Origin of the sequence: Nocardia sp. JW2, assembly GCF_051843015.1 — a bacterium.
In the GTDB taxonomy this organism is placed as follows: domain Bacteria; phylum Actinomycetota; class Actinomycetes; order Mycobacteriales; family Mycobacteriaceae; genus Nocardia; species Nocardia coubleae.
Map to the genome: position 1 here is coordinate 115074 of NZ_JBPXLK010000013.1, position 22921 is coordinate 137994.

23 protein-coding genes are annotated in these 22921 nt (G+C 68.1%); 9 read left to right on the plus strand and 14 right to left on the minus strand.

The features are described from left to right. Positions 1–32: 32 nt before the first annotated feature. From rpmF to mrf, 3 genes are read right to left on the minus strand one after another with little or no spacing between them, the layout of a single operon-like run. Positions 33–209, minus strand: coding sequence for a 50S ribosomal protein L32 (rpmF, locus tag ACSVDM_RS19550; RefSeq protein WP_439266841.1), 177 nt, complete (start codon positions 207–209; stop codon positions 33–35). A gap of 3 nt (positions 210–212) precedes the next feature. Continuing rightward, the gene (locus ACSVDM_RS19555; RefSeq protein ID WP_439266843.1) at positions 213–479 is read right to left on the minus strand and encodes a type B 50S ribosomal protein L31; all 267 of its coding nucleotides are present in this window, start codon (positions 477–479) and stop codon (positions 213–215) included. Continuing rightward, the gene (gene mrf, locus ACSVDM_RS19560) at positions 476–1780 is read right to left on the minus strand and encodes a ribosome hibernation factor-recruiting GTPase MRF (RefSeq protein ID WP_439266845.1); all 1305 of its coding nucleotides are present in this window, start codon (positions 1778–1780) and stop codon (positions 476–478) included. The genes ACSVDM_RS19555 and mrf overlap by 4 nt, the downstream gene beginning before the upstream one ends. A 104-nt stretch (positions 1781–1884) precedes the next feature. Between mrf and rpmB the strand changes: the two genes are divergently transcribed. From rpmB to ACSVDM_RS19585, 5 genes are all read left to right on the plus strand, one after another. Next, positions 1885–2121 carry a 50S ribosomal protein L28 gene (rpmB, locus tag ACSVDM_RS19565; protein WP_067485415.1) on the plus strand — a complete coding sequence of 79 codons (237 nt, stop codon included), beginning with the start codon at positions 1885–1887 and terminating at the stop codon, positions 2119–2121. An 8-nt stretch (positions 2122–2129) separates the two neighbouring features. Continuing rightward, positions 2130–2300, plus strand: coding sequence for a 50S ribosomal protein L33 (rpmG, locus tag ACSVDM_RS19570; RefSeq protein ID WP_011211511.1), 171 nt, complete (start codon positions 2130–2132; stop codon positions 2298–2300). After that, positions 2300–2605 (plus strand): 30S ribosomal protein S14, encoded by a 306-nt coding sequence (rpsN, locus tag ACSVDM_RS19575; RefSeq protein WP_067485412.1) that lies wholly within the window; start codon positions 2300–2302, stop codon positions 2603–2605. The genes rpmG and rpsN overlap by 1 nt, the downstream gene beginning before the upstream one ends. Before the next feature lie 32 nt (positions 2606–2637). Next, positions 2638–2895 carry a 30S ribosomal protein S18 gene (rpsR, locus tag ACSVDM_RS19580; RefSeq protein ID WP_067485410.1) on the plus strand — a complete coding sequence of 86 codons (258 nt, stop codon included), beginning with the start codon at positions 2638–2640 and terminating at the stop codon, positions 2893–2895. A gap of 68 nt (positions 2896–2963) precedes the next feature. After that, positions 2964–3395, plus strand: coding sequence for a hypothetical protein (locus ACSVDM_RS19585; protein WP_439266849.1), 432 nt, complete (start codon positions 2964–2966; stop codon positions 3393–3395). Positions 3396–3451: 56 nt separating this feature from the next. Here ACSVDM_RS19585 and purH read toward each other — a convergent pair whose 3' ends face one another. The 7 genes from purH to sucC all read right to left on the minus strand — a co-directional run bounded on the left by purH (position 3452) and on the right by sucC (position 11911). Next, positions 3452–5017, minus strand: a complete 1566-nt coding sequence (gene purH, locus ACSVDM_RS19590) for a bifunctional phosphoribosylaminoimidazolecarboxamide formyltransferase/IMP cyclohydrolase (RefSeq protein WP_439266850.1) — start codon at positions 5015–5017, stop codon at positions 3452–3454. After that, positions 5014–5670: a phosphoribosylglycinamide formyltransferase gene (purN, locus tag ACSVDM_RS19595; protein WP_439266898.1), complete on the minus strand. Its 657-nt coding sequence runs from the start codon at positions 5668–5670 to the stop codon at positions 5014–5016. Before purN ends, purH begins: the two co-directional genes overlap by 4 nt. Before the next feature lie 56 nt (positions 5671–5726). Beyond that, the gene (locus ACSVDM_RS19600) at positions 5727–7217 is read right to left on the minus strand and encodes a cell division protein PerM (protein ID WP_439266852.1); all 1491 of its coding nucleotides are present in this window, start codon (positions 7215–7217) and stop codon (positions 5727–5729) included. A 77-nt stretch (positions 7218–7294) separates the two neighbouring features. Continuing rightward, positions 7295–8401, minus strand: coding sequence for an RNA-guided endonuclease InsQ/TnpB family protein (locus ACSVDM_RS19605; protein WP_067485397.1), 1107 nt, complete (start codon positions 8399–8401; stop codon positions 7295–7297). Positions 8402–8590: 189 nt separating this feature from the next. After that, positions 8591–9613: a DUF5336 domain-containing protein gene (locus ACSVDM_RS19610; protein WP_439266853.1), complete on the minus strand. Its 1023-nt coding sequence runs from the start codon at positions 9611–9613 to the stop codon at positions 8591–8593. 201 nt (positions 9614–9814) lie between these two features. Continuing rightward, positions 9815–10732, minus strand: a complete 918-nt coding sequence (gene sucD / locus ACSVDM_RS19615) for a succinate--CoA ligase subunit alpha (protein ID WP_067485390.1) — start codon at positions 10730–10732, stop codon at positions 9815–9817. A gap of 12 nt (positions 10733–10744) precedes the next feature. Beyond that, positions 10745–11911, minus strand: a complete 1167-nt coding sequence (gene sucC, locus ACSVDM_RS19620) for an ADP-forming succinate--CoA ligase subunit beta (RefSeq protein ID WP_067485387.1) — start codon at positions 11909–11911, stop codon at positions 10745–10747. 514 nt (positions 11912–12425) lie between these two features. On the opposite strand from sucC, the gene ACSVDM_RS19625 reads away from it, so the two are divergent. After that, positions 12426–13493, plus strand: coding sequence for a M23 family metallopeptidase (locus tag ACSVDM_RS19625; RefSeq protein WP_439266855.1), 1068 nt, complete (start codon positions 12426–12428; stop codon positions 13491–13493). A 56-nt stretch (positions 13494–13549) separates the two neighbouring features. Further along, positions 13550–14944, plus strand: coding sequence for a DUF1731 domain-containing protein (locus ACSVDM_RS19630; protein WP_439266857.1), 1395 nt, complete (start codon positions 13550–13552; stop codon positions 14942–14944). 115 nt (positions 14945–15059) lie between these two features. On the opposite strand, the gene pcrA is transcribed toward ACSVDM_RS19630, so the two are convergent. After that, positions 15060–17657 carry a DNA helicase PcrA gene (gene pcrA / locus ACSVDM_RS19635; protein ID WP_439266859.1) on the minus strand — a complete coding sequence of 866 codons (2598 nt, stop codon included), beginning with the start codon at positions 17655–17657 and terminating at the stop codon, positions 15060–15062. A 335-nt stretch (positions 17658–17992) separates the two neighbouring features. On the opposite strand from pcrA, the gene ACSVDM_RS19640 reads away from it, so the two are divergent. After that, complete coding sequence (locus ACSVDM_RS19640; protein WP_439266861.1) at positions 17993–18286, plus strand: chorismate mutase; 294 nt, start codon at positions 17993–17995, stop codon at positions 18284–18286. Positions 18287–18378: 92 nt separating this feature from the next. Here the strand turns inward: ACSVDM_RS19640 and ACSVDM_RS19645 are convergent, their stop codons facing one another. Next, positions 18379–19836 (minus strand): NAD-dependent succinate-semialdehyde dehydrogenase, encoded by a 1458-nt coding sequence (locus tag ACSVDM_RS19645; RefSeq protein WP_439266862.1) that lies wholly within the window; start codon positions 19834–19836, stop codon positions 18379–18381. A 116-nt stretch (positions 19837–19952) separates the two neighbouring features. Here ACSVDM_RS19645 and pgi point away from each other — a divergent pair, with 116 nt between their 5' ends. Next, positions 19953–21593: a glucose-6-phosphate isomerase gene (pgi, locus tag ACSVDM_RS19650; RefSeq protein ID WP_439266863.1), complete on the plus strand. Its 1641-nt coding sequence runs from the start codon at positions 19953–19955 to the stop codon at positions 21591–21593. On the opposite strand, the gene ACSVDM_RS19655 is transcribed toward pgi, so the two are convergent. Then, positions 21562–22110, minus strand: coding sequence for a potassium channel family protein (locus tag ACSVDM_RS19655; RefSeq protein WP_439266865.1), 549 nt, complete (start codon positions 22108–22110; stop codon positions 21562–21564). The two genes, pgi and ACSVDM_RS19655, sit on opposite strands and share 32 nt — an antisense overlap. 151 nt (positions 22111–22261) lie before the next feature. Continuing rightward, entirely contained in the window at positions 22262–22921 is a 660-nt protein-coding gene (locus ACSVDM_RS19660) for a nucleoside/nucleotide kinase family protein (protein ID WP_439266867.1), read from the minus strand.

Here is a 22921-nt window from a genome sequence, read left to right on the forward strand (position 1 = left end):
CTCCGAACCGGCTCTCGAACACCTCGGAAAGGTCAGGAGATCCGCGCGGGATCGATCATGCCCTTCCGTACGGCACCAACGATACGACGTGGCACCCGATATTCGACACCCGCCACGGTCACCGGGACGAGTTGCGGCGCCTCGGCCTTCCACTGCGAACGCCTGCTCCTGGTGTTCGAGCGCGACATCCTGCGCTTGGGAACCGCCATGCCTCAGCCCTCCTTGCCCGGGCGCGAACGCTTGCCGTAGCGGCGCTCGAACTTCTCCACCCGGCCCTGGGTGTCGAGATTGCGCGCGGTGCCGGTCCAGAACGGGTGCGAATCCGATGTCACGTCGACGGTGAGCAGCGGGTAGGTGTTCCCGTCCTCCCACTCGACGGTCCGGTCACTGGTGGCCGTGGACCTCGTCAGGAACTTCTTGCCGGTGTTCGCGTCCTCGAACACGACCGGGTGGTACTCGGGGTGGATGCCCGCTTTCATGCCGTTTCTCCTCTCGGGTTGGTGTGCTCGCTCGCCGCGGCCGGAGCCTCGGCGGGGTCGGCGCACGGGTCTTCGTGCCATTCGCCGAAGGGGTCCTCCCACCGCGCGACCCGCTCGGGGGCGCGATCGACGAGCAGCAGTTCGTCGTCCTCCACCAGCGCCCAGTGCAGGGCGTGCCGGATCTCGGCGGGGTCGGCGTCGTGGGCGAGGACCACCAGCGACACATCGCGGTCGCCGAACCGGTCGTCCCAGCCGAGCGCCGCCATCGCGCGCCGCGCGGGATCGACCTCGGCCTGCTCCTCGGGCGTCATCGCGGCCAGCCACTTGCCCGCCCCGCCGACGCGCAGCCCACCGCCGGCCGATTCGAGCCACACCACCTGGTCGGGCTGGGTGGCCAGCCAGATCCGGCCGCGCGCGGTGACCACACCGTCGAACAGCACGTCGAGGGCGTCGTGCAGCCGGGCCGGATGGAACGGCCTGCGGGCGGCGAACTCGATGATCGACACACCGCAGTCGGTGCTCAGCGGCGGCTGACCGCGCAGCAGCGGTGCGTGGGCGTCGAAGATGCGGCCGCGCCGGGCATCGTCGGGCACGCGGGTGAGCAGCGCGCCCACCTCCACGGCGTCGAAGCCGGACAGGTCGGGAAGCCAGGCGGTCGGTGCGCCGGGCGCGAGCCGGGTGAGCACCGCGTCGAGGCGTTCGCGGTCGAGGGGCTCCACGCCGTCGGCGAGCACCACGAGTGCGTCGGCGAAGTCGACCTGGCCGACTGCCACCTGGGCGACGGTTCGTTCGTCGTCGGCCGAGGCGAGACCACGGTCGGCCAGCGCCTCGTCACCCGTGGCGTCGGCGAGCCACTGGTTGCCGTCGACGCAGGTCAGCACGGCCTCGATGCGCACATTCCGGGCGGCGGGACCGTCGACCCGGTCGGCGACACCGGTCACCTCGACGGTCTCGATCGCGTGGCACAGCGCCTCGGCCTCGATGGCCGGGTCGAGGGCGAGCACGATGCGCCGCACCGGCTCGCGGGCGGCGAGGGTGCACAGCATCGGCAGCAGATCGGCGCGCAGCGTGCACGACACACAGCCGTGCGCCAGTTCGAGCACCGTGGTCGTCACGTTGCCCGCGGTGCGCACCGTGCGCCGAACCACGCCCTCGCGCAGTTCGGCGAGGTCGTGGTGCACGACGACCGTGCCCGCATCCTCGCTCAGCACCGCCGCGATGTGCTCGACGCCGGTCATGGCGGGTCCGGCGAAACCGGCCAGCAGCACCACGGGTGTTCTCCGGTCGGACTGGTCACGCACCCGGTACCCCTTTCGATAACGATTTTCATTTACTTCGAGGGCAACGGTACAGTGCGGAATAAGCATTGTCGAAAATGGTTGTCATAACCGTGGAGGGAGGTCGCATGTCGGCCCACTGCCAGGTCACCGGACGCAAGCCCGGCTTCGGAAAAGCCGTCTCGCATTCGCACCGGCGCACGAACCGCCGCTGGAACCCCAACATCCAGCGCAAGACCTACTACCTGCCCAGCGAGGGCCGCCGCGTCACGCTGACGGTCTCCGCCAAGGGCATCAAGACCATCGACCGCGACGGGATCGAGGCCGTAGTGGCCCGTATCCGCGCTCGCGGCGACAAGATCTAGGAGCACCCATGGCCTCGAAATCGACCGAACTGCGGCCGATCGTCAAACTCAAGTCCACCGCGGGCACCGGCTACACCTACGTCACCCGCAAGAACCGCCGCAACGACCCCGACCGGATGGTCCTGCGCAAATACGACCCCGTCGTGCGCAAGCACGTGGACTTCCGCGAGGAGCGCTGATGGCGAAGAAGTCGAAGATCGCCCGTAACGAGCAGCGGCGCGTGATCGTCGAGCGCTACGCCGCGCGCCGTGCCGAGCTCAAGGAGATCATCCGCAAGCCGGGCACCGGCGACGACGAGCGCGCGGCGGCCCAGGCCGAACTGCGCGCCCAGCCCCGCGATGCCAGTCCGGTACGATTGCGCAATCGGGATGCAGCCGATGGCCGGCCACGCGGCCATCTCAGGAAGTTCGGGCTCTCCCGGGTACGTGTGCGCGAGATGGCCCACCGGGGCGAGCTCCCTGGGGTCCACAAATCGAGCTGGTAGACACCCACTGATCTCGTGAGAAGGAAAATCCCATGGCAGTGAAGCGAGCACCGTCCAAGAAGGCACGCGCCGAGCAGGGCCGCAAGCCGAAGAAGAACCCGCTGATCGCCGCGGGCATCGAGTACGTCGACTACAAAGACGTCAACCTGCTGCGCACCTTCATCTCCGATCGCGGCAAGATCCGTAGCCGCCGCGTCACCGGGCTGACCCCGCGCCAGCAGCGCCAGGTCGCCGTCGCGGTGAAGAACGCGCGCGAGATGGCGTTGCTGCCGTTCACGACCACCAAGTGAGCTCGTGACAGACGGCCCCGGAGCTGGTGCTCCGGGGCCGTTTTCGTGCCGTGGCTAGGGTGGACGCCATGACACCGCTGTCGCGCCGCTTCGCCCTCGTCGCGAGCCTGGCCGTGCTGTTCGCACCGGCCTGCGCGAGTTCCGGGGACACCACACCCACCTCGGCACCGACGAACACCCGCCCGGAAAGCACCGGTCCCGGAGTCGGCCGGCCGTTCACCGCCGACCCGAACCTGGTCGACCCGCATCCGCTGCCGTTCACCGCGTGGCGCCGGGTGGGCGAGGCAGCCATCGCGGTCGACTTCCAGACCGGCAATCCCCAGTGCAACGGCGTCGACGCCGTCGTCACCGAAACGGCCGACACGGTCACCGTCGCACTGCGTGCCGGTACCCCCGCCGACGCCGTCGGGCGGATGTGCACGATGGAGGCCGTCCTCGGCACGCTGGAGATCACCCTCGACGCGCCGCTGGGCTCCCGGCAGGTCGTCGACGCGGCCTGAAACAGCAGCGGGTGCCGCACCGTGACGGCGCGGCACCCGTTGCGGGGCAAGCGAACTCAGTGCGCGAAGTGACGCGCCCCGGTCAGGTACAGCGTGACGCCCGCTTCCTTGCACAGTTCCACGGTGTCCTTGTCGCGGATCGAACCACCCGGGTGGACGATGGCGCGCACGCCCGCGGCCACCAGGATCTGCGGGCCGTCGGAGAACGGGAAGAAGGCATCCGAGGCGGCGACCGAACCCTTGGCCCGCTCCCCCGCGCGTTCCACGGCCAGCTTGCAGGAGTCGACCCGGTTCACCTGCCCCATGCCGACGCCGACAGCGGCGCCGTCGTCGGCCAGCAGGATCGCGTTCGACTTCACCGCACGGCAAGCGCGCCAAGCGAATTCGAGGTCGGCCAGCGTGGTGGCATCGGCGGGATCACCGGCGGCGAGGGTCCAGTTGGCCGGGTCGTCACCCGCGGCGTCGAGCACGTCGCGGTCCTGCAGCAGCGCACCGCCGCTGATCGGACGCAGTTCCACACCCTTGCGGCGCGGCGGCTCAGCGACCAGCACGCGCACGTTCTTCTTGCGCTGCAGCACCTCGACGGCACCCGGCGCGTAACCGGGGGCGACGATCACCTCGGTGAAGATCTCGGCGACCTGCTCGGCCATCTCGACGCTCACCTCACGGTTGGCGGCGATCACGCCACCGTAGGCGCTCACCGGATCGGTGGCGTGCGCCTTGCGGTGGGCCTCGGCGATATCGGCGCCGACGGCGATGCCACACGGGTTGGCGTGCTTGATGACCGCCACGGCGGGCTCGTCGAAGTCGAACGCGGCGCGCCAGGCGGCGTCACCGTCGGTGTAGTTGTTGTACGACATCTCCTTGCCGTGCAACTGCTGCGCCTGCGCGATGCCGACGGTGCCGTCGTTGCTGGTGTACAGCGCCGCGGCCTGATGCGGGTTCTCGCCGTAGCGCAGCACCGCCGCCCGCTCCCACGAACCGGCGACCCAGCTCGGGAACTGCTCGGTCTCGGGCTGCACGGCGGGCACGGCGACCGAGCCCATCCAGCTCGCCACAGCCACGTCGTAGTTCGCGGTGTGCTGGAAAGCCTTGGCGGCCAACGCGGTCCGCTCGGCGAGGGTGAAGCCGCCCGACTTCACGGCCACGAGCACGTCGTCGTAGTCGGTGACGTCGACGACCACACCCACCGACGGGTGGTTCTTGGCGGCGGCACGCACCATCGACGGACCGCCGATGTCGATCTGCTCCACGCACTCGTCCACACCGGCGCCGCTGGCCACGGTCTGGGTGAACGGGTAGAGGTTGACCACCACGAGCTCGAACGCCTCGACACCGAGCTCGGTGAGCTGGTCGAGGTGCTCGGCGCGGCGGGTGTCGGCCAGGATGCCGGCGTGCACGCGCGGGTGCAGCGTCTTCACGCGGCCGTCGAGGGTCTCCGGGAAACCGGTCAGGTCCTCGACCCGGGTGACCGGAATGCCCGCCTCGGCGATCTTGCCCGCGGTCGAACCGGTCGACACCAGCTCCACGCCCGCGGCGTGCAGTCCGGTGGCCAGCTCGACGAGCCCGGTCTTGTCGTAGACGCTCACCAGCGCCCTGCGGATCGCCTTACGTTCACTCACCGGTGTGCTCGCTCATCTGGTATCTCTGCCTTTCGTCCGTCGGAGACAATGCCTCGCGTCGCGACGGCGGCGATGACCTGCGCCAGCAACCGTCGCTCGACAACCTTGATGCGCTCGTGCAGCGCGGCCTCGTCGTCGCCGGGCAGCACGTCGACCGCCTCCTGCGCGAGGATCGGGCCCGTGTCGACCCCGCCGTCGACCAGGTGCACCGTGCAGCCGGTGACCTTGGCGCCGTAGGCCAGCGCGTCACGCACACCGTGCGCGCCGGGAAACGACGGCAGCAGCGCGGGATGGGTGTTGATGAACCGGCCGCCGAAGCGTTCCAGGAACGCGGGGCCGACGATCTTCATGAAGCCTGCCGAGACGACCAGGTCGGGTTCGAACGCGGCGACCGCGTCGGTGAGCGCGCGGTCCCAGGCGGCTCGGTCGTCGAAATCCTTGACCGCGACCCGGAAGTGGTCGACGCCCGCGGCCTCGGCGTGTTCGGTGGCCTGGCATACCCGGTCGACACCCACAGCGACGATCTTCGCCGGGTAACCGGGTTCGCGGGCGGCGGCCAGCAGTGCGTTGAGCAGCGAGCCGGTGCCCGAGGCGAGGACGACGAGGGTGGCCGGGGTCCGTGCGGGCTTCCACTGGGCAAACGAGGACGTCAGCGCTCTACTCCTGCGTGTGGTCGGGTGGCGGCGATCGACAATGCGCCGGGTCGAGCTTAACGACCGGTGTCCCCGTCACCCTCCGGCAGGTCCGGCTCCACCACCTCGGCGTCGACGATGTCGTCGGTCGGCGGGGTCGTCGAGCCGGGGGCGGCGATGCTCACCTCGGGTTCGTCGTCGATGTCCTCGACGAGTTCGGCGTCGACCTCCACGGCCGGGTCGGCGGGGTATTCGTGGTCGTCGTCCGCGTAGTCGTGATCGTCGGCGTAGTCGTCGTCCTCGTCTTCGTCGTCGTCCTCGTAGTAGTAATCGTCGTCTTCGTCGTAGGAGTAGTCGTCGTAATCGACGGCCGGTGCGAGGAAGCGGCGGGCGAAGACCATGCCGACGAAGCCGCCGAAACCGAACCAGGTGATCATCAGCACGACCAGCATCAACAGATCGGGCCCCACCCAACCGACGGCGCCGAGCTGACCGCTGCTCAGGATCGCCAGGACCAGGAAGGTGAGCGTCGACAGGCCGGCACAGGTGAGCGTCGCCCACGGCGCACCGGGACGGTCGTCGCTCGTGCGGCCGAGCTCCACGCCGCCGAGCACGCCGACGGCCAGCGGCACGAGCAGCAGCACCGGCCACCACGCGGCGGCGGGACCGGTGGGCAGCGGGATCAACGCGGGGACCGGCGGCACCTGCCCGGCGCTCACACCGAACAATCCCACCGATCCGATCCCGAACTGCACCGCGGCACCGCTGAGCATCCCGGCGGCGCCGACGATCACGTTCGGCAGGTAGAGCAGCGAGAGCAGGGTCATGCCGAGCACATCGGTCACATCGTGTGCCTGCTGATAGGTCTCGCCGACGCGGGACAGGTGCGTGCCGAACGAGATCACCGTCGCCAGCGCCGCGCAGCCGAGCATGCGCAGCACGGTGCGGCGGGCGGCGCGCGCACCGAGTACCGCCCACTCCGGGATTTCCGCGGGGAGCAGCGCACACAGCGAATCCCAGGCTCGGGCGCAGATCCCGGCGGCGGCCGCGGCCAGGTACAGCACCAGCACCCAGCCGAAAGCGGTGACCACACCGGGCGGTTCGAGTGGCGTGACGCCCGCGGCATCACCCACAACGGCCAGGCACACCGAGGTCATGACGAGCGGCCCGGCGAGTACGGCGGCGGTGAGCCAGCCCAGGTCGACCGGCGTCGGCCGGTTCGGCACCGCCCGTGCGCATTCGCGGGCGGCCAGCCACACCAGCACGACGGTCGGTATCAGCGGCAGCAGACCGAGGGTGGTCCGGCCGACGGTGAGCGGAATCTGATGAGCCGCGAGCCAGGTCGCCGCGACCGCGCCCGGCGCACTGGTGAGTTCGGTGCCCGAGGTGAGCATCACCAGCAGCACCACGACGATCATCGCGGTCAGCGCGCAGATCGTCGGCCGGGCGGCGACGAGCAGCAGGGCCCGCGCCCGGTCCGGTGGCAGCGACCACCAGGGCGGCTCGACCCCGGGGGAGGGGTTACGGGAGGCGTTACGGGAGCTCTTGGCATCCTCCCTGCCGTACACGGCGGGAATTCCTGCATCACCATCGGCCGCCGGTCGGGAGAACTCCCGACCGGACTTATACCGACTCCGCAGGCGTTTCACCTCTCTGCCAGCCCGGCAGCGAGGATGTTACGAGCCGCGTTCACATCCCGATCATGGACGGCGCCACAGCGGCAAGTCCACTCGCGAACGTCCAGCGGCAGCCTGGCGTGCAATGCACCGCAATGCGAGCACACCCGGGTCGACGGGTACCAGCGATCCACCACCAACACCTCGCGGCCGTACCAGTCCGCTTTGTACTCCAGCATCGAACGCAGCTGCCGCCAGCTCGCGTCCGAAATCGCACGGGCCAGGGCGTGGTTGGCGACCATGTTGCGCACCGTCAAGTCCTCGATGGCGACCGCTTGGTTCTCGCGAATCAGTCTCGTGGACAACTTGTGCAGGAAATCGGTACGCCGGTCGGTGATCCGGGCATGAATACGCGCCACCTTTCGGCGGGCCTTCTCCCGATTGTTCGACCCCTTCATCTTCCGGGCCAGGTCGCGTTGTGCCTTCGCCAGCCTGCGCCGGTCGGCACGCTCGTGACGAGGATTGACGATCTTCTCCCCCGTTGACAGGACAGCCAAACAGGTCAACCCAACGTCGACGCCGACTGTCTGCGGTGTGGATGGCAGCGCGGCGACGGTCTCCTCTACCAACAAGGACACGAACCACCGACCCGCGCTGTCACACGAAACGGTGACTGTCGACGGCACTGCCCCGTCTGGCATCTGCCGGGACCACCGAATATCGAGCGGTTCGGCCATCTTCGCGAGAGTCAGTTCCCCGCCGCGCCACCGGAAACCCGATCGGGTGTACTCGGCGGACGCACGCGAACGCTTTCGCGACTTGAATCTCGGGTAGCGGGCGCGCTTGGCGTAGAACGCCGCGAAGGCCGCCTGCTGATGCCGGAGCACTTGCTGGAGCGGAACCGAAGAGACCTCGTTGAGGAATGCCAACTCCGGCAAGCTCTTCCACTTGGTCAGTTCAGCGGACGCTTGCACATAAGTGGTCGACTTCGACTCCGTCGCGTAACGACGCTGCCGCGCATCCAATGCTCTGTTCCAGACCAGGCGAACACATCCGAACGTGCGCGACAGCTCCGCGGCTTGTGCACCGGACGGGTAGAAGCGGAACTTGTAGGCCCGCTTCACCACCTGCGACATGGCTTACAAATTAGCACATCAAAATGTAAGAGACGGGCACGGAATTGCCGTGTCTCCGCTCGATATGGCCGACGCCAATTCAGCGTGGCAGCTTCCCCGGCGAGCGCGGGTCAGGCGCGCCGCGAGCCCACAGGCACACCTGTGGGCTCGCGATCGAAACCTGGGGCCACAACCAGCCGTCGGTTTTTCCTACTTCTGGTCGTCGCTGGGACGGAACGCGGTGGTCGCGTCGGCCGCCGGGTCGGCGTTCTGTTCGCCACCGAACGGCTGACTCTGCCCAGGCTGCGGAGCCGAACCCTGCTGCGCGCCACCGTAATTGGGCGCACCGAACGGCTGACCGGTCGGCTGGCCACCGAAGGTCTGGGTTGCGCTCTCATCCGGACGCGGCTGCGCCTGCGGGGCCCCACCGTAGGGCTGCTGCTGCGGCGCGGCGCCGTACTGCTGGCCGTAGGGCGACTGCTGCTGCGGCTGGCCGTAACCCTGCTGCTGACCCGGCTGACCGTAGGACGGCTGCTGCGCCTGCGGCATCGACGGCGAACTCTGCTGACCGTAGGGCGACTGCGTGGGGTACTGCCCACCGGTCGAGGCCTGGCCGTAACCACCCTGACCGAAGGACTGCTGCTGACCCGGCTGGCCGTATCCCTGCTGCCCGTAACCCTGCTGGCCGTACTGCCCGTACTGACCCGGCTGCTGCGGCTGCGCGGGCTTGGGCGCAGGCGGCTTGATGATGCCGAGCTGGAACAGCAGCGCGACCACGAGCAACACGGTGACGACGAACGCGAAGACCGAGACGACGAAGGCGCCCCACTGCAGTTCCGCGCTCTCGATGCTGATGAGCGCCACCACGACGCCCACGAATCCGGCCGCGGCGAGAGCGACGGCCACGGGGAGGTTGTTCAGCTTGGGCAGCAGCGACAGACCGGCCACGATCGCGGCGGCCAGGATCAGCGCCGCGTAACCGCCCGCACTGGAATCGAACATGCTGCTGGTCTCGGTTTTCGCCCCGAGGGAGAAACCGATGAACGGCGCGAAGCCGAGCAGGAAGGTGACAACGCCGAGTCCGGCGCCCGCGGCGGTGAGAATGAAGGGCAGCCCCTTGGCGCCACCGTCGTCCACGGACGCAGCCGCGGCGGCTCCGGTGCTCGGGCCCTGCGCGGGCGCGGCGGGTGTCGCGGGTGCGTTGTACCCGGAGCCCCCTGTCGGGTAGGACATGTCGTCGTCTCCTTGTCGAGTCGTGCGCATCGGTCGCGTCGAACTGACTGGTGCCTGATCCGATACCTGACGCTACTGCACGCCACGCCCGCGGTCATCACCTACCGATGCAGGCTGTGGATAAACCACCGCCTGTGGATGAATCGACGAAGGCCGCCCAGGCTAAACCTGAAAGCGGCCTTCGACAGTGTGATTTGCGGATTACGCAGAGGCGATGGACGCCTTCTCCAGGATCTCGCGAGCGAGCGCGGCGGTGGCGGACGGCGTCTTGCCGACCTTCACACCCGCTGCCTCGAGCGCTTCCTGCTTGGCCTGCGCGGTGCCACCACCACTGGACACGATCGCGCCCGCGTGGCCCATGGTCTTGCCCTCGGGGGCGGTGAAGCCCGCGACGTAGCCGACGACCGGCTTGGTCACGTTGGCCTTGATGTAGGCCGCGGCGCGCTCTTCGGCGTCGCCACCGATCTCGCCGATCATCACGATGATCTTGGTCTCGGGGTCCTTCTCGAACGCCTCGATGGCGTCGATGTGGGTGGTGCCGATGACCGGGTCGCCGCCGATGCCGATCGCGGTGGAGAAACCGAAATCGCGCAGCTCGTACATCATCTGGTAGGTCAGCGTGCCCGACTTCGACACCAGGCCGATCGGGCCCTTGCCGGTGATGTTGTTCGGGGTGATGCCGACCAGCGCCTCGCCGGGGGTGATGATGCCGGGGCAGTTCGGGCCGATGATGCGGGTCTTCTCGCCCTTTTCGACGTTGTAGGCCCACGCGTAGGCGGAGTCCTGCACCGGGATGCCCTCGGTGATGACCACGAGCAGCGGGATCTCCGCGTCGATGGCCTCGATGATGGCGTCCTTCGAGAAGGCCGGGGGCACGAACGCGATGGAGGTGTCGGCGCCGGTCTTCTCCATGGCCTCGGCCACCGAAGCGAACACGGGCAGCTCGATCTCGTTGCCGTCTTTGTCGGTGTGCTTGACCGTGGTACCGGCCTTGCGCGCGTTGACACCGCCGACGACGTTGGTGCCCGCCTTCAGCATCAGCGCGGTGTGCTTGGTGCCCTCGCCGCCGGTGATGCCCTGGACGATGACCTTGTTGTCCTTGTTCAGGAAGATGGACATGTTCGCTGTTCCTTACTTCGCTGCGGCGAGTTCGGCAGCCTTGTCGGCGCCCTCGTCCATGGTCTGGGCCAGCGTCACCAGCGGGTGGTTGGCCTCGGCGAGGATGCGACGACCCTCTTCGACGTTGTTGCCGTCCAGGCGAACGACCAGCGGCTTGGTGGCCGCGTCACCGAGCACCTCGAGCGCGCCCACGATGCCGTTGGCCACGGCGTCGCACGCGGTGATGCCACCGAAGACGTTGACGAACACGCTCTTGACCTGCGCGTCACCGAGGATCACGTCAAGACCCGCGGCCATCACGGAAGCCGAAGCGCCGCCGCCGATGTCGAGGAAGTTGGCCGGCTTCACACCGCCGTGGTTCTCGCCCGCGTAGGCGACGACGTCCAGGGTCGACATGACCAGACCGGCGCCGTTGCCGATGATGCCGACCTCGCCGTCGAGCTTGACGTAGTTGAGGTCGTTCTCCTTGGCCTTGAGCTCGAGCGGGTCGGTCGCGTCGACGTCGGCGAACTCGAGGTGGCCGGGCTGACGGAACTCGGCGTTCTCGTCCAGGGTGACCTTGCCGTCGAGGGCGAGGATCTCGTCGTTCGGGGTGCGCACCAGCGGGTTGACCTCGACCAGGGTGGTGTCTTCCTTGGTGAAGACCTCCCACAGCTTCTGGATGGTCACGGCCGCGGCGTCGAGCACCTCGGCGGGCAGGTGGCCCTTCTCCGCGATCTCGCGGGCGAAGGTCAGGTCGACACCCTTCACGGCGTCGACGGGGATCTTGGCCAGACGCTCGGGGGTCTTCTCGGCGACCTCTTCGATCTCCATGCCGCCCTCGACCGAACACATGGCCAGGTAGGTGCGGTTGGAGCGGTCGAGCAGGAAGGAGATGTAGTACTCCTCCGCGATGTCCTTGGCCTCGGCGACCAGGAGCTTCTTGACGATGTGGCCCTTGATGTCGAGGCCGAGGATGTTCTGCGCGTGGGTGAACGCGTCTTCCGGGGTGGCGGCGTACTTCACGCCACCCGCCTTGCCGCGACCGCCTACCTTGACCTGCGCCTTGACCATGACCGGCTTGCCGATTTCCTCGGCAATGGCGCGTGCTTCTTCGGCCGTGTCGCAAACACGACCCTCGGACGAAGGCACTCCGTGCTTAACGAAGAGCTCCTTCGCCTGATATTCGAAGAGATCCATGTACTCACCGTCTCGTCTGCGTTGCTATGACAACGTCTTTGTTGGCGGCCCGACTTGCCGTAGCGACTGGTTGCAGGTCGCTCGAGGGGTCAGCTAGCGGGTCGGTCGGACTCTAACTAGTCACGGGGAGGGCTAAACGACCACATTCATCCTAAGTGGCGCAGGTCACGACGGGTGCGGGGAGGTCACCAAAACCGCTGGCCAAGGCTACTGGTGAGTAGTTTTTCGGTGCCGTGGCAGGTCGGAACACCTAAAGGGGGAACGCCCCGCCATCTACTACGTTATGTCGTCGATCGACCTCACCCGAAGTGTCGCGAATCGGTGAGTTATTCTGCAGCATTACGGTGACGAATCTCACAGACAAGTGTAGGTTCTCGACCAGCGCTTGCCACTCTGCAATCGCTTCGTTACCGTCAATGCGGTCGATGTCACAACCAGGTCACGACAACCAGGTCACGACTGGCAGGTCAGGACTGAGGAGGACGACAAGCTTGAGGAACGTCAGGCGTAGCCGATGAACCACCGCTCCACCTTCCCAGTTGAAGATCGCAACAGCTCAGGCCACCGTTACCGGTACGCCGACGAGTTCACCTCGCACCCGCGAAGCCCCCGCGCCGCCGCGCCACAACCGCAGCAGCCTGCCTGGCCGAGCACCGATTCCTGGCACACCGAGAACTCCTGGTCCGGAAACGACGCCTGGTCCGACAACGCCTCGTGGACGCCCGCCGAGGACGAATGGACCGCCGACGAGTCGGGCTCCTACGACTCCGGCACCTACGAAACAGACTGGGCGCCCGCCGAACCCGAGACCCCGGCACCCGAACCGCGTCGCGCCGAGCGGCGTGGCGGTGCCCACCGCGTGCCCGCACCGCCCACCGCGCTGAAGGGCCGCGCCGCCGTCATCGCCGTCGCCGCAGGCGCGGTCGTCGCGGCCGGCCAGGCCGCCATGGCCTCCCCGCAGCAGCCCGACACGGGCGTCGACTACGAAGCCGCGGGCCAGATCCACGAGATCGCCGCCCAGTCGATGAGCACCACCGAGGTCGCCGACCACGTCACCGGCTCGTCGCCGCAGGTACTCGACGCCACCGCCGTGGCCGACAGGAGCCACTTCGACGACATCCTCGCCAAGGGCCAGAAGTTCGCCGAAGACCTGGCCGCCCAGGAGTCCGCCAAACTGCGGCCCCTGTTCGCCAAATTCACCACCGGTAACTACACCTCCGGGTTCGGCGCCCGCTGGGGTGTGCAGCACCTCGGCATCGACGTGGCCGGTCCGATCGGCACCCCGATCTACGCGGTCGCCGACGGCACCGTCATCGAAGCGGGCCCTGCCTCCGGTTTCGGCATGTGGGTGCGCATCCTGCACGACGACGGCACCGTCACCATCTACGGTCACATCGACACCGCGACGGTCTCGCAGGGTGAACGCGTGATGGCAGGCGACCAGATCGCCACCATGGGCAACCGCGGCTTCTCCACCGGCCCGCACGTGCACTTCGAGGTGTGGCAGAACGGCACCGACAAGATCGACCCCATCCCCTGGCTCGCCACCCGCGGCATCAGTCTGGGCGCCCAGCGCGACTGAGGACGGGTGACCAGCAGCACGGTTCCGCTTTCCCGTTAGCGGGGTAGCGTTTTCGTATGGCTGGTACGACGAAGTACACGCAGTTCATTGCCCTGCCACCGGAATCGGTGTGGGCGGTGCTGGGGGATCTCACGCAGTGGCCGGAATGGAATCCGGGTGTGCGTGCGGTGCGGATGCACGGGCCTGTCGCCGTCGGTGCGACCGGTGACTATGTGCCCAACGGGAAACTGTCCGCGCGCGTGCACGAGCGGTTCGGCGCCCCGTTCACCGTGACAACTCTTGTGCCCGAACGTGAGCTGACCATCGAGCAGCCCGAACCCGCCGGGACCATGGTGCTCACCTGGCGGCTCGAACCGTGCGCGGGCGGAACAGAGATCACTCAGGAACTGCGCTTCAGCGGTGTGTCGGCAGCGGCGATGCGGGCGGCGGCCGGACCGTTCATCGAAACCGGTGCGCGCGTGAACTTCTCGCGCCTGGCCCGGCTCGCCGGCCTCGTCCCGGCCGACGACGCCTTGAACGTGGTGATCGCTGGTGGCACCGGAGCGCTCGGCGTGCAGATCGCCGCCGACCTCACCTGCCGTGGTCAGCGCGTCACCCTGCTCACCCGGCGCCGCAACCCCGGAATACCGTTCCGGCAGACCGAATGGGACGGCCGCTCGGTCGGTGCCTGGGCCGCCGAACTCCGCGAACCCGGCCGGATCGCGGTCGTCAACCTGGCGGGCAAACTCGTCGACTGCAGGCCGACCGAACGCAATATCGCCGAACTGCGCAGCAGCCGGGTCGATTCCACCACGGCACTGGTCGCCGCCGCCCGCACCCGTGACACCCCGGTCGACTATTGGGTGCAGGCCAGCACCACCGCCATCTGGTCGGACGCGGGCGAAACGCGCTGCACGGAAACAACACCCGTGCCCGAAGGGCTGCCGCAGATGACCGGCGTCGCCGAGCCGTGGGAGCAGGCATTCGACCCGGCCCAGGCCGCGCACTGGACCATCCTGCGCACATCCATCGTGCTCGACCCGGACGCCCCGGCGCTCAAACGCCTGAGCCAGCTCACAAAGGCCGGGCTCGGCGGACGGGTCGGCCCCGGCGACCAATGGTTCAGCTGGATCCACATCGAGGACTGGCTGCGCATCGTGCGGGCCTGCCTCGGACTCGATCCCGAGGTGAGCATCCCCGACGGCATCCTGGTGGCCGCCACCGAGAACCCGGTCCGCAATGCCGAACTCATGGCGACGCTGCGCCGAATGCTGCATCGCCCGGCGGCCCCGCCGACGCCGAAAGCGATCCTGTCGGTGGGCGCGGTTGTGCTGCGCTCGGATCCGGCACTCGGTCTCACCGGCCGTCACGCCACCTCGGAGGTGCTGCCGAAAACCGGCTTCACCTTCCGCTACCCCACCCTGGACAAGGCCCTAACCGACCTCCTGCCCACCCGCCTCCCCGCGAATTAGGCGTGCCGTCCGGGAGCTCGACTGCTGGCAGTCGGGCTCACGTCGGACCATGAGGGCCGGGAGGTGGTTGAGGAGTTACCCATGTTCTGACGAGATCAGTGGGTTGGCCACCAATTCACAACTTGACGATGGTCCGGCTGAATTGGGGAATCAGCCGGATCTTTCCGGCGGTGCCGAAGTCGATGGTGACGGTCGCCAGTGGGCCGACACCGTCGGCGGCGACCACTCGGCCCAGGCCGTACTTGTCGTCGGTGACCCGGTCTCCCACGGCGAGAACGAGGTCGGTGTTGTTGCGCTTCACCGCACCGCCGGGGGCCGGCCTGCGGGTGCCGGTGCCGCCGCGCACGCCCGGCCGCTGGTCCCAGCCGTCGCCACGCGTCCAGTCCCGGTCGAACCCGCTGTCCTCGCCGCGCCTACGGCCACGCTGCACCGGCGACACCACCGGTTCGAGCCTGCGCCAATCCAGCAGATGCTGCGGAATCTCCTGCAGGAACCGCGATTCCGGGTTCGACACCGGCTGTCCCCAGCCCGACCGGACCACGGCTCGCGACAGGTACAGCCGCTGACGGGCGCGGGTGATGCCCACGTACGCCAGCCTGCGTTCCTCGGCCAGCTCGTTCGGATCGCCGAGCGCCCGCATGTGCGGGAACTGCCCGTCCTCCCAGCCGGTGACGAAAACGACCGGGAACTCCAGGCCCTTGGCGGTGTGCAGGGTCATCATGGTGACCACCCCGGAGCCCTCGTCCGGGATCTGATCGGTATCGGCGACCAGCGACACCCGTTCGAGGAACGCCGCGAGCGAACCGGGTTCGGGTTCACCGTCGCCCACCTCGGGCAGCAGGCCCTCCTCGCGTGCGGCCTCGGCGTTGTTGAACGCCTCGGAACTGAATTCGCGGGCGACGCTGACCAATTCGTTGAGGTTGTCCAGCCGCGCGCCGTCCTGCGGGTCGTCGGAGGCCTCGAGTTCGGCGCGATAACCGGTGCGGTCCAGCACCGCGTCGACCACATTGCCCACATCGGGGTACTCGCTGTCGGCGCGCTGTCCGGCCGCCCGGATCTCGTCGAGCAGGTCGAGGAAACCGGCGATGGCCCGCTGCGCACGGGTATTGAGCAGCGCCACCTTGCCGTCGGCCGCGTCGCGCAGGGCCGCCGCGAAACCGATGTCGCGCTGCTCGGCGTGCACCGCGACACAGGCCTCGGCACGGTCGCCGATGCCACGGCGCGGGGTGTTGAGGATGCGGCGCAGGCTCACGGCGTCGTCGGGGTTCTCCAGCACGCGCAGGTAGGCCACCACATCGCGCACTTCCTTGCGCTCGTAGAAGCGGACACCGCCGACCACCTTGTACGGCAGCCCCATGCGGATGAAGATCTCTTCCAGCGCACGCGAATTGTTGTTGGTGCGGTAGAACACCGCCACATCGCCGTAGGTGGCCTCGCCCGCGTCGACCAACCGGTCGATTTCCTTCGCGACGAACGACGCCTCGTCGTGTTCGTTGTCGGCGACGTAGCCGGTGATGAGCTCGCCCTCACCGGAATCGGTCCACAGCTTCTTCTCACGCCTGCCCTCGTTGCGGGCGATCACGGCGTTGGCCGCCGACAGGATGTGCTGGGTGGAGCGGTAGTTCTGTTCCAGCAGAATGGTTTCGGCATCGGGGAAATCGCGTTCGAATTCCTCGATATTGCGGATGGTCGCGCCGCGGAAGGCGTAGATGGACTGGTCGGCGTCGCCGACGACGCACAGCTCGCTGGGCGGCACCTGCTCGTCGCCGGAATCGCCGTGGTGGCCGACGAGTTCGCGCACCAGCACGTACTGGGCGTGGTTGGTGTCCTGGTACTCGTCGACGAGGACGTGCCGGAACCGGCGCCGGTAGTACTCGGCCACCTGCGGGTGGTTCTGCAGCAGCGCGACCGTCTCACCGATCAGATCGTCGAAATCGAGAGCATTGGCCGCGCGCAGCCGCTTCTGGTATTCGCCGTACACGCGAGCGACCAGCGCGGGCAGTTCGGTGTCGTCGGCCTCGGCGTCGCGGGCGGCTTGTTCGGGCCCGATCAATTCGTTCTTCAAATTGGAGATGGCCGTCGACAGCAACCGCGCCGAATATTTTTTGGTATCGATGTCGAAATCGCGGCTGATCATCGTGAGCAATCGGCGCGAATCGTCGGCATCGTAGATGGAGAAATTCGAATTCAGACCCGGCAGCAAAGCCGCCTGCATACGGAGAATACGCACACAGCTGGAATGGAAAGTCGACACCCACATGCTCGCGGCGCGCGGACCCACGAGCCCGGCCACCCGCTCCCGCATCTCGGCAGCAGCCTTGTTGGTGAACGTGATGGCCAGGATCTGTCCGGTCTGCACTCCGCGTGCGGCGAGCAGGTAGGCGATGCGACGGGTGAGCACGGCCGTTTTGCCCGAGCCCGCTCCCGCCACGATCAGCAGCGGCGAACCGGCGTGCACCACGGCGGCGCGCTGCTGCGGGTTGAGCCCGTCGAGCAGCCGCTCGGTTTCCTCGGCGCGACGCTGTTCGCGCTCCTTGCGGCGCTGTTCCTGTTCGGCGCTGTGCCGGGCCGCAGCCTCGGCAAGACCGCTGCGAGCCGCACCACCGCCACCGCCGTCACCCTGCGGTGCGGCGGTGCTGTCTGGTGCCGCGACCGGGGTGTTCGGCGCGGTGGACGACGTTTCGTCTGCGGAGGGAGCGACCGTGATATCCATCGTCTGTCCACGCTACCGGCGGGCACCGACAAGCGGCCAACCGCCGTCGGCGCGGCCACCGGCGGGCAAACCGCGAGTGAACCCGACGACGACCGGTGTCGTACCCACCCGTGTGAATGTTCTCAGCGGATTCACAAACACAACTGTTTTGCATACCTACCGACCCGTGGCAGACTGGGCCGCGTGGTCAGCGCCGCTTCGCCTGTCCGGATCGGCAATCGATCCGATATCGTGGCGGCAGGCGCCCAGCCGGAAAGTTTTTCAGGGTGAAGGAACAGATCGGTAACACGACGTCCGTATCGACCGATCCCAGTTCTGACACGAGGAGATGAATGATGAGCACCCCTGCTACAACCGCCGGGTCAGAGGCGGCACTGCCGAAATCTGAGGCGGAGATCGAGAAGCTTCGCCTCGAAATCGACGAACTCGACGCCACCATCCTCGCCGCGATCAAACGCCGGAGCGAAATTTCGCGGATCATCGGGCGCACCCGGATGGCCTCTGGGGGTCCCCGGCTGGTGCACAGCCGTGAGATGAAAGTGCTCGAACGCTTCAGTGAGCTCGGCCAGGAGGGCCACACCCTCGCCATGCTCCTGCTCCGCCTCGGTCGCGGACGTCTCGGCCGCTAGGCCCACTCCAACCACGCGGCGGTCGTCCAGATCGCCGCTCACGAAAAGCCGCCCCGGGTGCGACAACATCCCCGGGGCGGTTATTTTTTCGCTCAGGTGAGGGCGATGTACTTCGTGTCCAGGTATTCCTCGATGCCCTCGGTCCCGCCCTCGCGGCCGAAGCCCGACTCCTTGACGCCGCCGAAGGGCGCGGCCGGGTCGGAGATGACACCCCGGTTCACGCCGACCATCCCGGTCTCCATCGCCTCCGACACCCGAAGCGCACGATCCAGGTCGCGGGTGTAGACGTAGCTGACCAGGCCGTATTGCGTGTCGTTGGCGGCGGCGACGCCCTCCTCCTCGGTGTCGAAGGCGACGATCGGCGCGACGGGACCGAACACCTCCTCGCGCAGGATGCGGGCGGCGGGCGGCACGTCGGCGAGCACGGTGGCCGGGTAGAACCAGCCCGGCCCGTCGGGGGTCTCCCCGCCGAGCAGCAGCTTCGCGCCGGTGCTGACCGCGTCGTCGACGAGTTCGGCGACGGTCTCGCGCTGCTCGGCGCTCACCAGCGGGCCGAGCGTCGTAGAGGCGTCCGTCCCCGGCCCGAGCACCACCGATTCGGTCATCGCCGCCACCAGCTTCTCGGTGAATTCCGCGACGACACCGCGCTGCACGTGGAACCGGTTGGCAGCCGTGCACGCCTCCCCGCCGTTGCGCAGTTTCGCCTGCATGGCACCGGCCACCGCGCTGTCGATGTCGGCGTCGTCGAACACCACGAAGGGCGCGTTGCCGCCCAGTTCCATGGAGGTGCGCAGCAGCCGGTTCGCCGACGACGAGACCAGCTTCTTACCCACCTCGGTCGACCCGGTGAAGGTGAGCTTGCGCAGGCGCGGATCGTCGATCAGCGGGCCCGTGACGGCACCGGAACGGCTGGTTGTGACGACCGACAGCACACCGTCGGGCAGTCCGGCCTCGCTGCACAGGCGGGCCAGCGCGAGCATGGTCAGCGGCGTCGCCGACGCGGGCTTGACGATCATCGTGCAGCCGGCCGCCAGCGCCGGACCGATCTTGCGGGTACCCATGGCCAGCGGGAAGTTCCACGGCGTGATCGCCAGGCACGGGCCCACCGGTTGCTTGGCGACCATGATCCGCCCCGTGCCCGACGGCGCGTGCAGATACCGCCCGTGCACCCGCACCGCTTCCTCGCTGAACCACCGGAAGAACTCGGCGCCGTAACGCACCTCGTTGCGGCTCTCCCCGAGCGCCTTGCCCATCTCGAGCGTCATCAGCAACGCGAACTCCTCGGCCCGCGCCGTGAGCTCGGTGAACACCGCCCGCAGGATCTCACCGCGCTCCCGCGACGGCGTCTGCGCCCACTCCCGCCCGGCCGCCACCGCCGCGTCGAGCGCCCGCATCGCGTCCTCGGGCGTCGCATCCGCCACCTCGGTGATCACCGACCCGTCGGCCGGATTGTGCACGGGAAATGTGGCCCCGCCGGTAGCGTCTACCGGCCCCGACCCGATCCACAAACCCTTTGGTACGAACTCGATCACATCCCGTTCAGAAACCATGCCCCCACCCTATGCCGACCCCCCGTCCGAATTCCGGCCAAACACCAGACCGATCACCCCGAAAAGAACACCACTCGAGCGCGCCAGCGCTCCGATAACCCAGTACTCTCGGGCGGGTGAGCAGCGACATCACCGCGTCGGCGGCCTGGCAGGCACTGCAAACCAATCACCGCACTGTCGCACCTCTGCATCTGCGGCAGTTGTTCGCCGAGGATCCGGCGCGCGGCCGGGAGTTGACCGTGCAGGTGGCCGATCTACACATCGACTACAGCAAACATCGTGTGACCCGCGAAACCTTGCGTCTGCTGGTGGATCTCGCGCGCGCGGCCGGGGTGCCGCAGCGACGCGACGAGATGTATTCCGGCAAGCACATCAACACCTCCGAGGACCGCGCGGTGGGGCACATCGCGTTGCGTCTGCCGGTGGGTGAGCAGCTCGACATCGACGGCACCGACGCCGATGCCGCCGTGCACGACGTGCTGCGCCGGATGGGTGAGTTCGCCGATTCGGTGCGCTCGGGTGCGTGGCGCGGGGCCACCGGTGAGCGCATCACCACGGTGGTCAATATCGGTATCGGTGGCTCGGATCTGGGGCCGGACATGGTGTATCGCGCGTTGCGCCACTATGCCGATCCGGAGATCGAGGCCCGGTTCGTGTCGAATGTCGACCCGGCCGATCTGGTGTCCAAGCTGGCGGGTCTCGATCCGGCGCGCACGTTGTTCATCGTCGCGTCGAAGACGTTCTCCACCTTGGAGACCCTCACCAACGCGACGGCGGCGCGGCGCTGGCTGGTCGCGGCGCTCGGTGAGGACGCGGTGGCCAAGCATTTCGTCGCGGTATCGACGAACGCGGAGCGGGTGGCGGCTTTCGGTATCGACACCGCGCACATGTTCGGTTTCTGGGATTGGGTCGGCGGCCGCTACTCCGTGGATTCGGCGATCGGTCTCTCGGTGATGGTGACCATCGGCAAGGAACGGTTCGGCGAGTTCCTCAGCGGAATGCACGCCGTGGACCGGCATTTCGCGGCGGAACCGTTGGAGTCGAACGGTCCGGTGCTGCTGGCGATGCTCGGCGTCTGGTATTCGAATTTCTTCGGCGCGGAATCGCGTGTGGTGTTGCCGTATTCGAACGATATGGCGCGGTTCCCCGCGTATCTGCAGCAGCTGACGATGGAGTCCAACGGCAAGTCGGTGCGCGCCGACGGTACTCCGGTCACGTCGTCGACGGGTGAGATCTTCTGGGGTGAGCCGGGTACCAACGGCCAGCACGCCTTCTATCAGCTGCTGCATCAGGGCACGCGGCTGATTCCGGCCGATTTCGTCGGTTTCGCCCGGTCGACCGACGACCTACCGACCCGCGACGGCACCGGCAGCATGCAGGACATCCTGATGAGCAACCTGTTGGCGCAGACCAAGGTGCTCGCGTTCGGCAAGACCGCCGAGGAGATCGCGGCCGAGGGCACCGATCCGAAGCTGGTGCCGCACAAGGTGATGCCCGGCAATCGGCCGAGCACCACGATCATGGCGCCGGAGCTCACACCGTCGACGATGGGTCAGCTGATCGCACTGTACGAGCACCAGGTGTTCGTCGAGGGAATCATCTGGGGTATCGACAGTTTCGATCAGTGGGGTGTGGAGCTGGGCAAGCAGCAGGCGCTCGCCCTGATGCCGTTGCTCAGCGGGTCGGAAAACCCTGAGTCGGTGGGTGACTCGTCGACCGACGCGCTCATCGAGTGGTATCGCGCGCGGCGGCGCTGACCTCGTTCGCGGCGCGGATCCGGCTGGTGACGCTGGTGGTGACGATGGCGAGCAGGGTGCCGAGCACCACCAGGTCGAACACGATCTGCACCATGGTCACGATGCGGGCGGCCTGCCCGGTGGCGTGGATGTCGCCGTAGCCGATGGTCCCGAGGGTGACCAGCGTGTAATACAGCGCGTCGGTCCGGGTCTCGAGCCCGGTGAACTGGTTCGGGTGTAGCTGCTGCATGCGGTAGTAGACGAGCGCGAACACCACGCACACGATGCACAGCACGAGCAGTACCCCGTCGACCCGCTCGCCCACCGCGGTCGACTCCGCGAGCAGGTGCTCGATCCGCCGCCACACGAGCCAGCCGAGCCCGGCAACGCTCGCGACGAATACGACGACCCCGGCGACCCGCCCCGGCCACGCGTCGAGTTCGAACACCCACCCCACCGGAACGCTGTAGTACAGCAGCAGCGCGCAGACCGCCGCCGCGCCGTTGCGGACCGCGTGCACGGGGACTCGTCGCTTCATCAGTCCATGATTGCGCCGAGCCCGCCGCTTTCCGCGCGACACACGCCCGGCGTGCCGCGGCCGACAAGGGTGCCGCGCGGGGAAGGGGGGCTACGTGGCGAAGGGCCGTGGCCGCGCGAAGGGGTGCGGCGGCGCGAAAGGGTGGGGGCGGTCAGGCCAGGGCGTAGCCACGGCCCGTCGCGCTCAAAACGCGATCCGCGCGGCTTCGGGTGGCGGCGATGAGGTCGGCATTGCGCAGGTCGCTGTCCATCACTTTCACCCGCGCCTCATCCTCGGTGCGCCCGCCTTCGACGTGCCGGTCGAGCAGGCGTTCGGTGAGCACCTGCCGTGGCGCGTCGAGATACCAGCATTCGTCGAGCAGTCCGTGTACCGGCGCCCAACCCGGCGCGTCGGTGAGCAGCAGGTAGTTCCCCTCGACGACCACTACGCGTTCGTCGCGCACCATCACACCGCCCTCGGTCGGTTCGTCGACGGCCCGATCGAACAGCGGCCACGGCACCGGTTCGCCGACGGGTGTCTCCCGGAGCAGGCGAAGGCCGGTGACGAACGCGGCCGCGTCGAAGGTGTCGGGCTCGCCTTTGCGGGCCAGCGCGCCCCTGGCTCGCAGCACGTCGTTGCGCAGGTGATAACCGTCCATCGGCGCGACGACCGCACTGCGCCCGAGACGATTCAGCTCGTGGCAAAGACGCTGCGCGAGAGTCGATTTACCGGCGCCCGGCGGGCCCGCGATACCGAGGAGAAGCCGGTCCGCGCGCGCCGGCACCAGCCCGGCGAGGTCCCCCGCTGTCAAAATATCGTCCGCTCGAGCCAC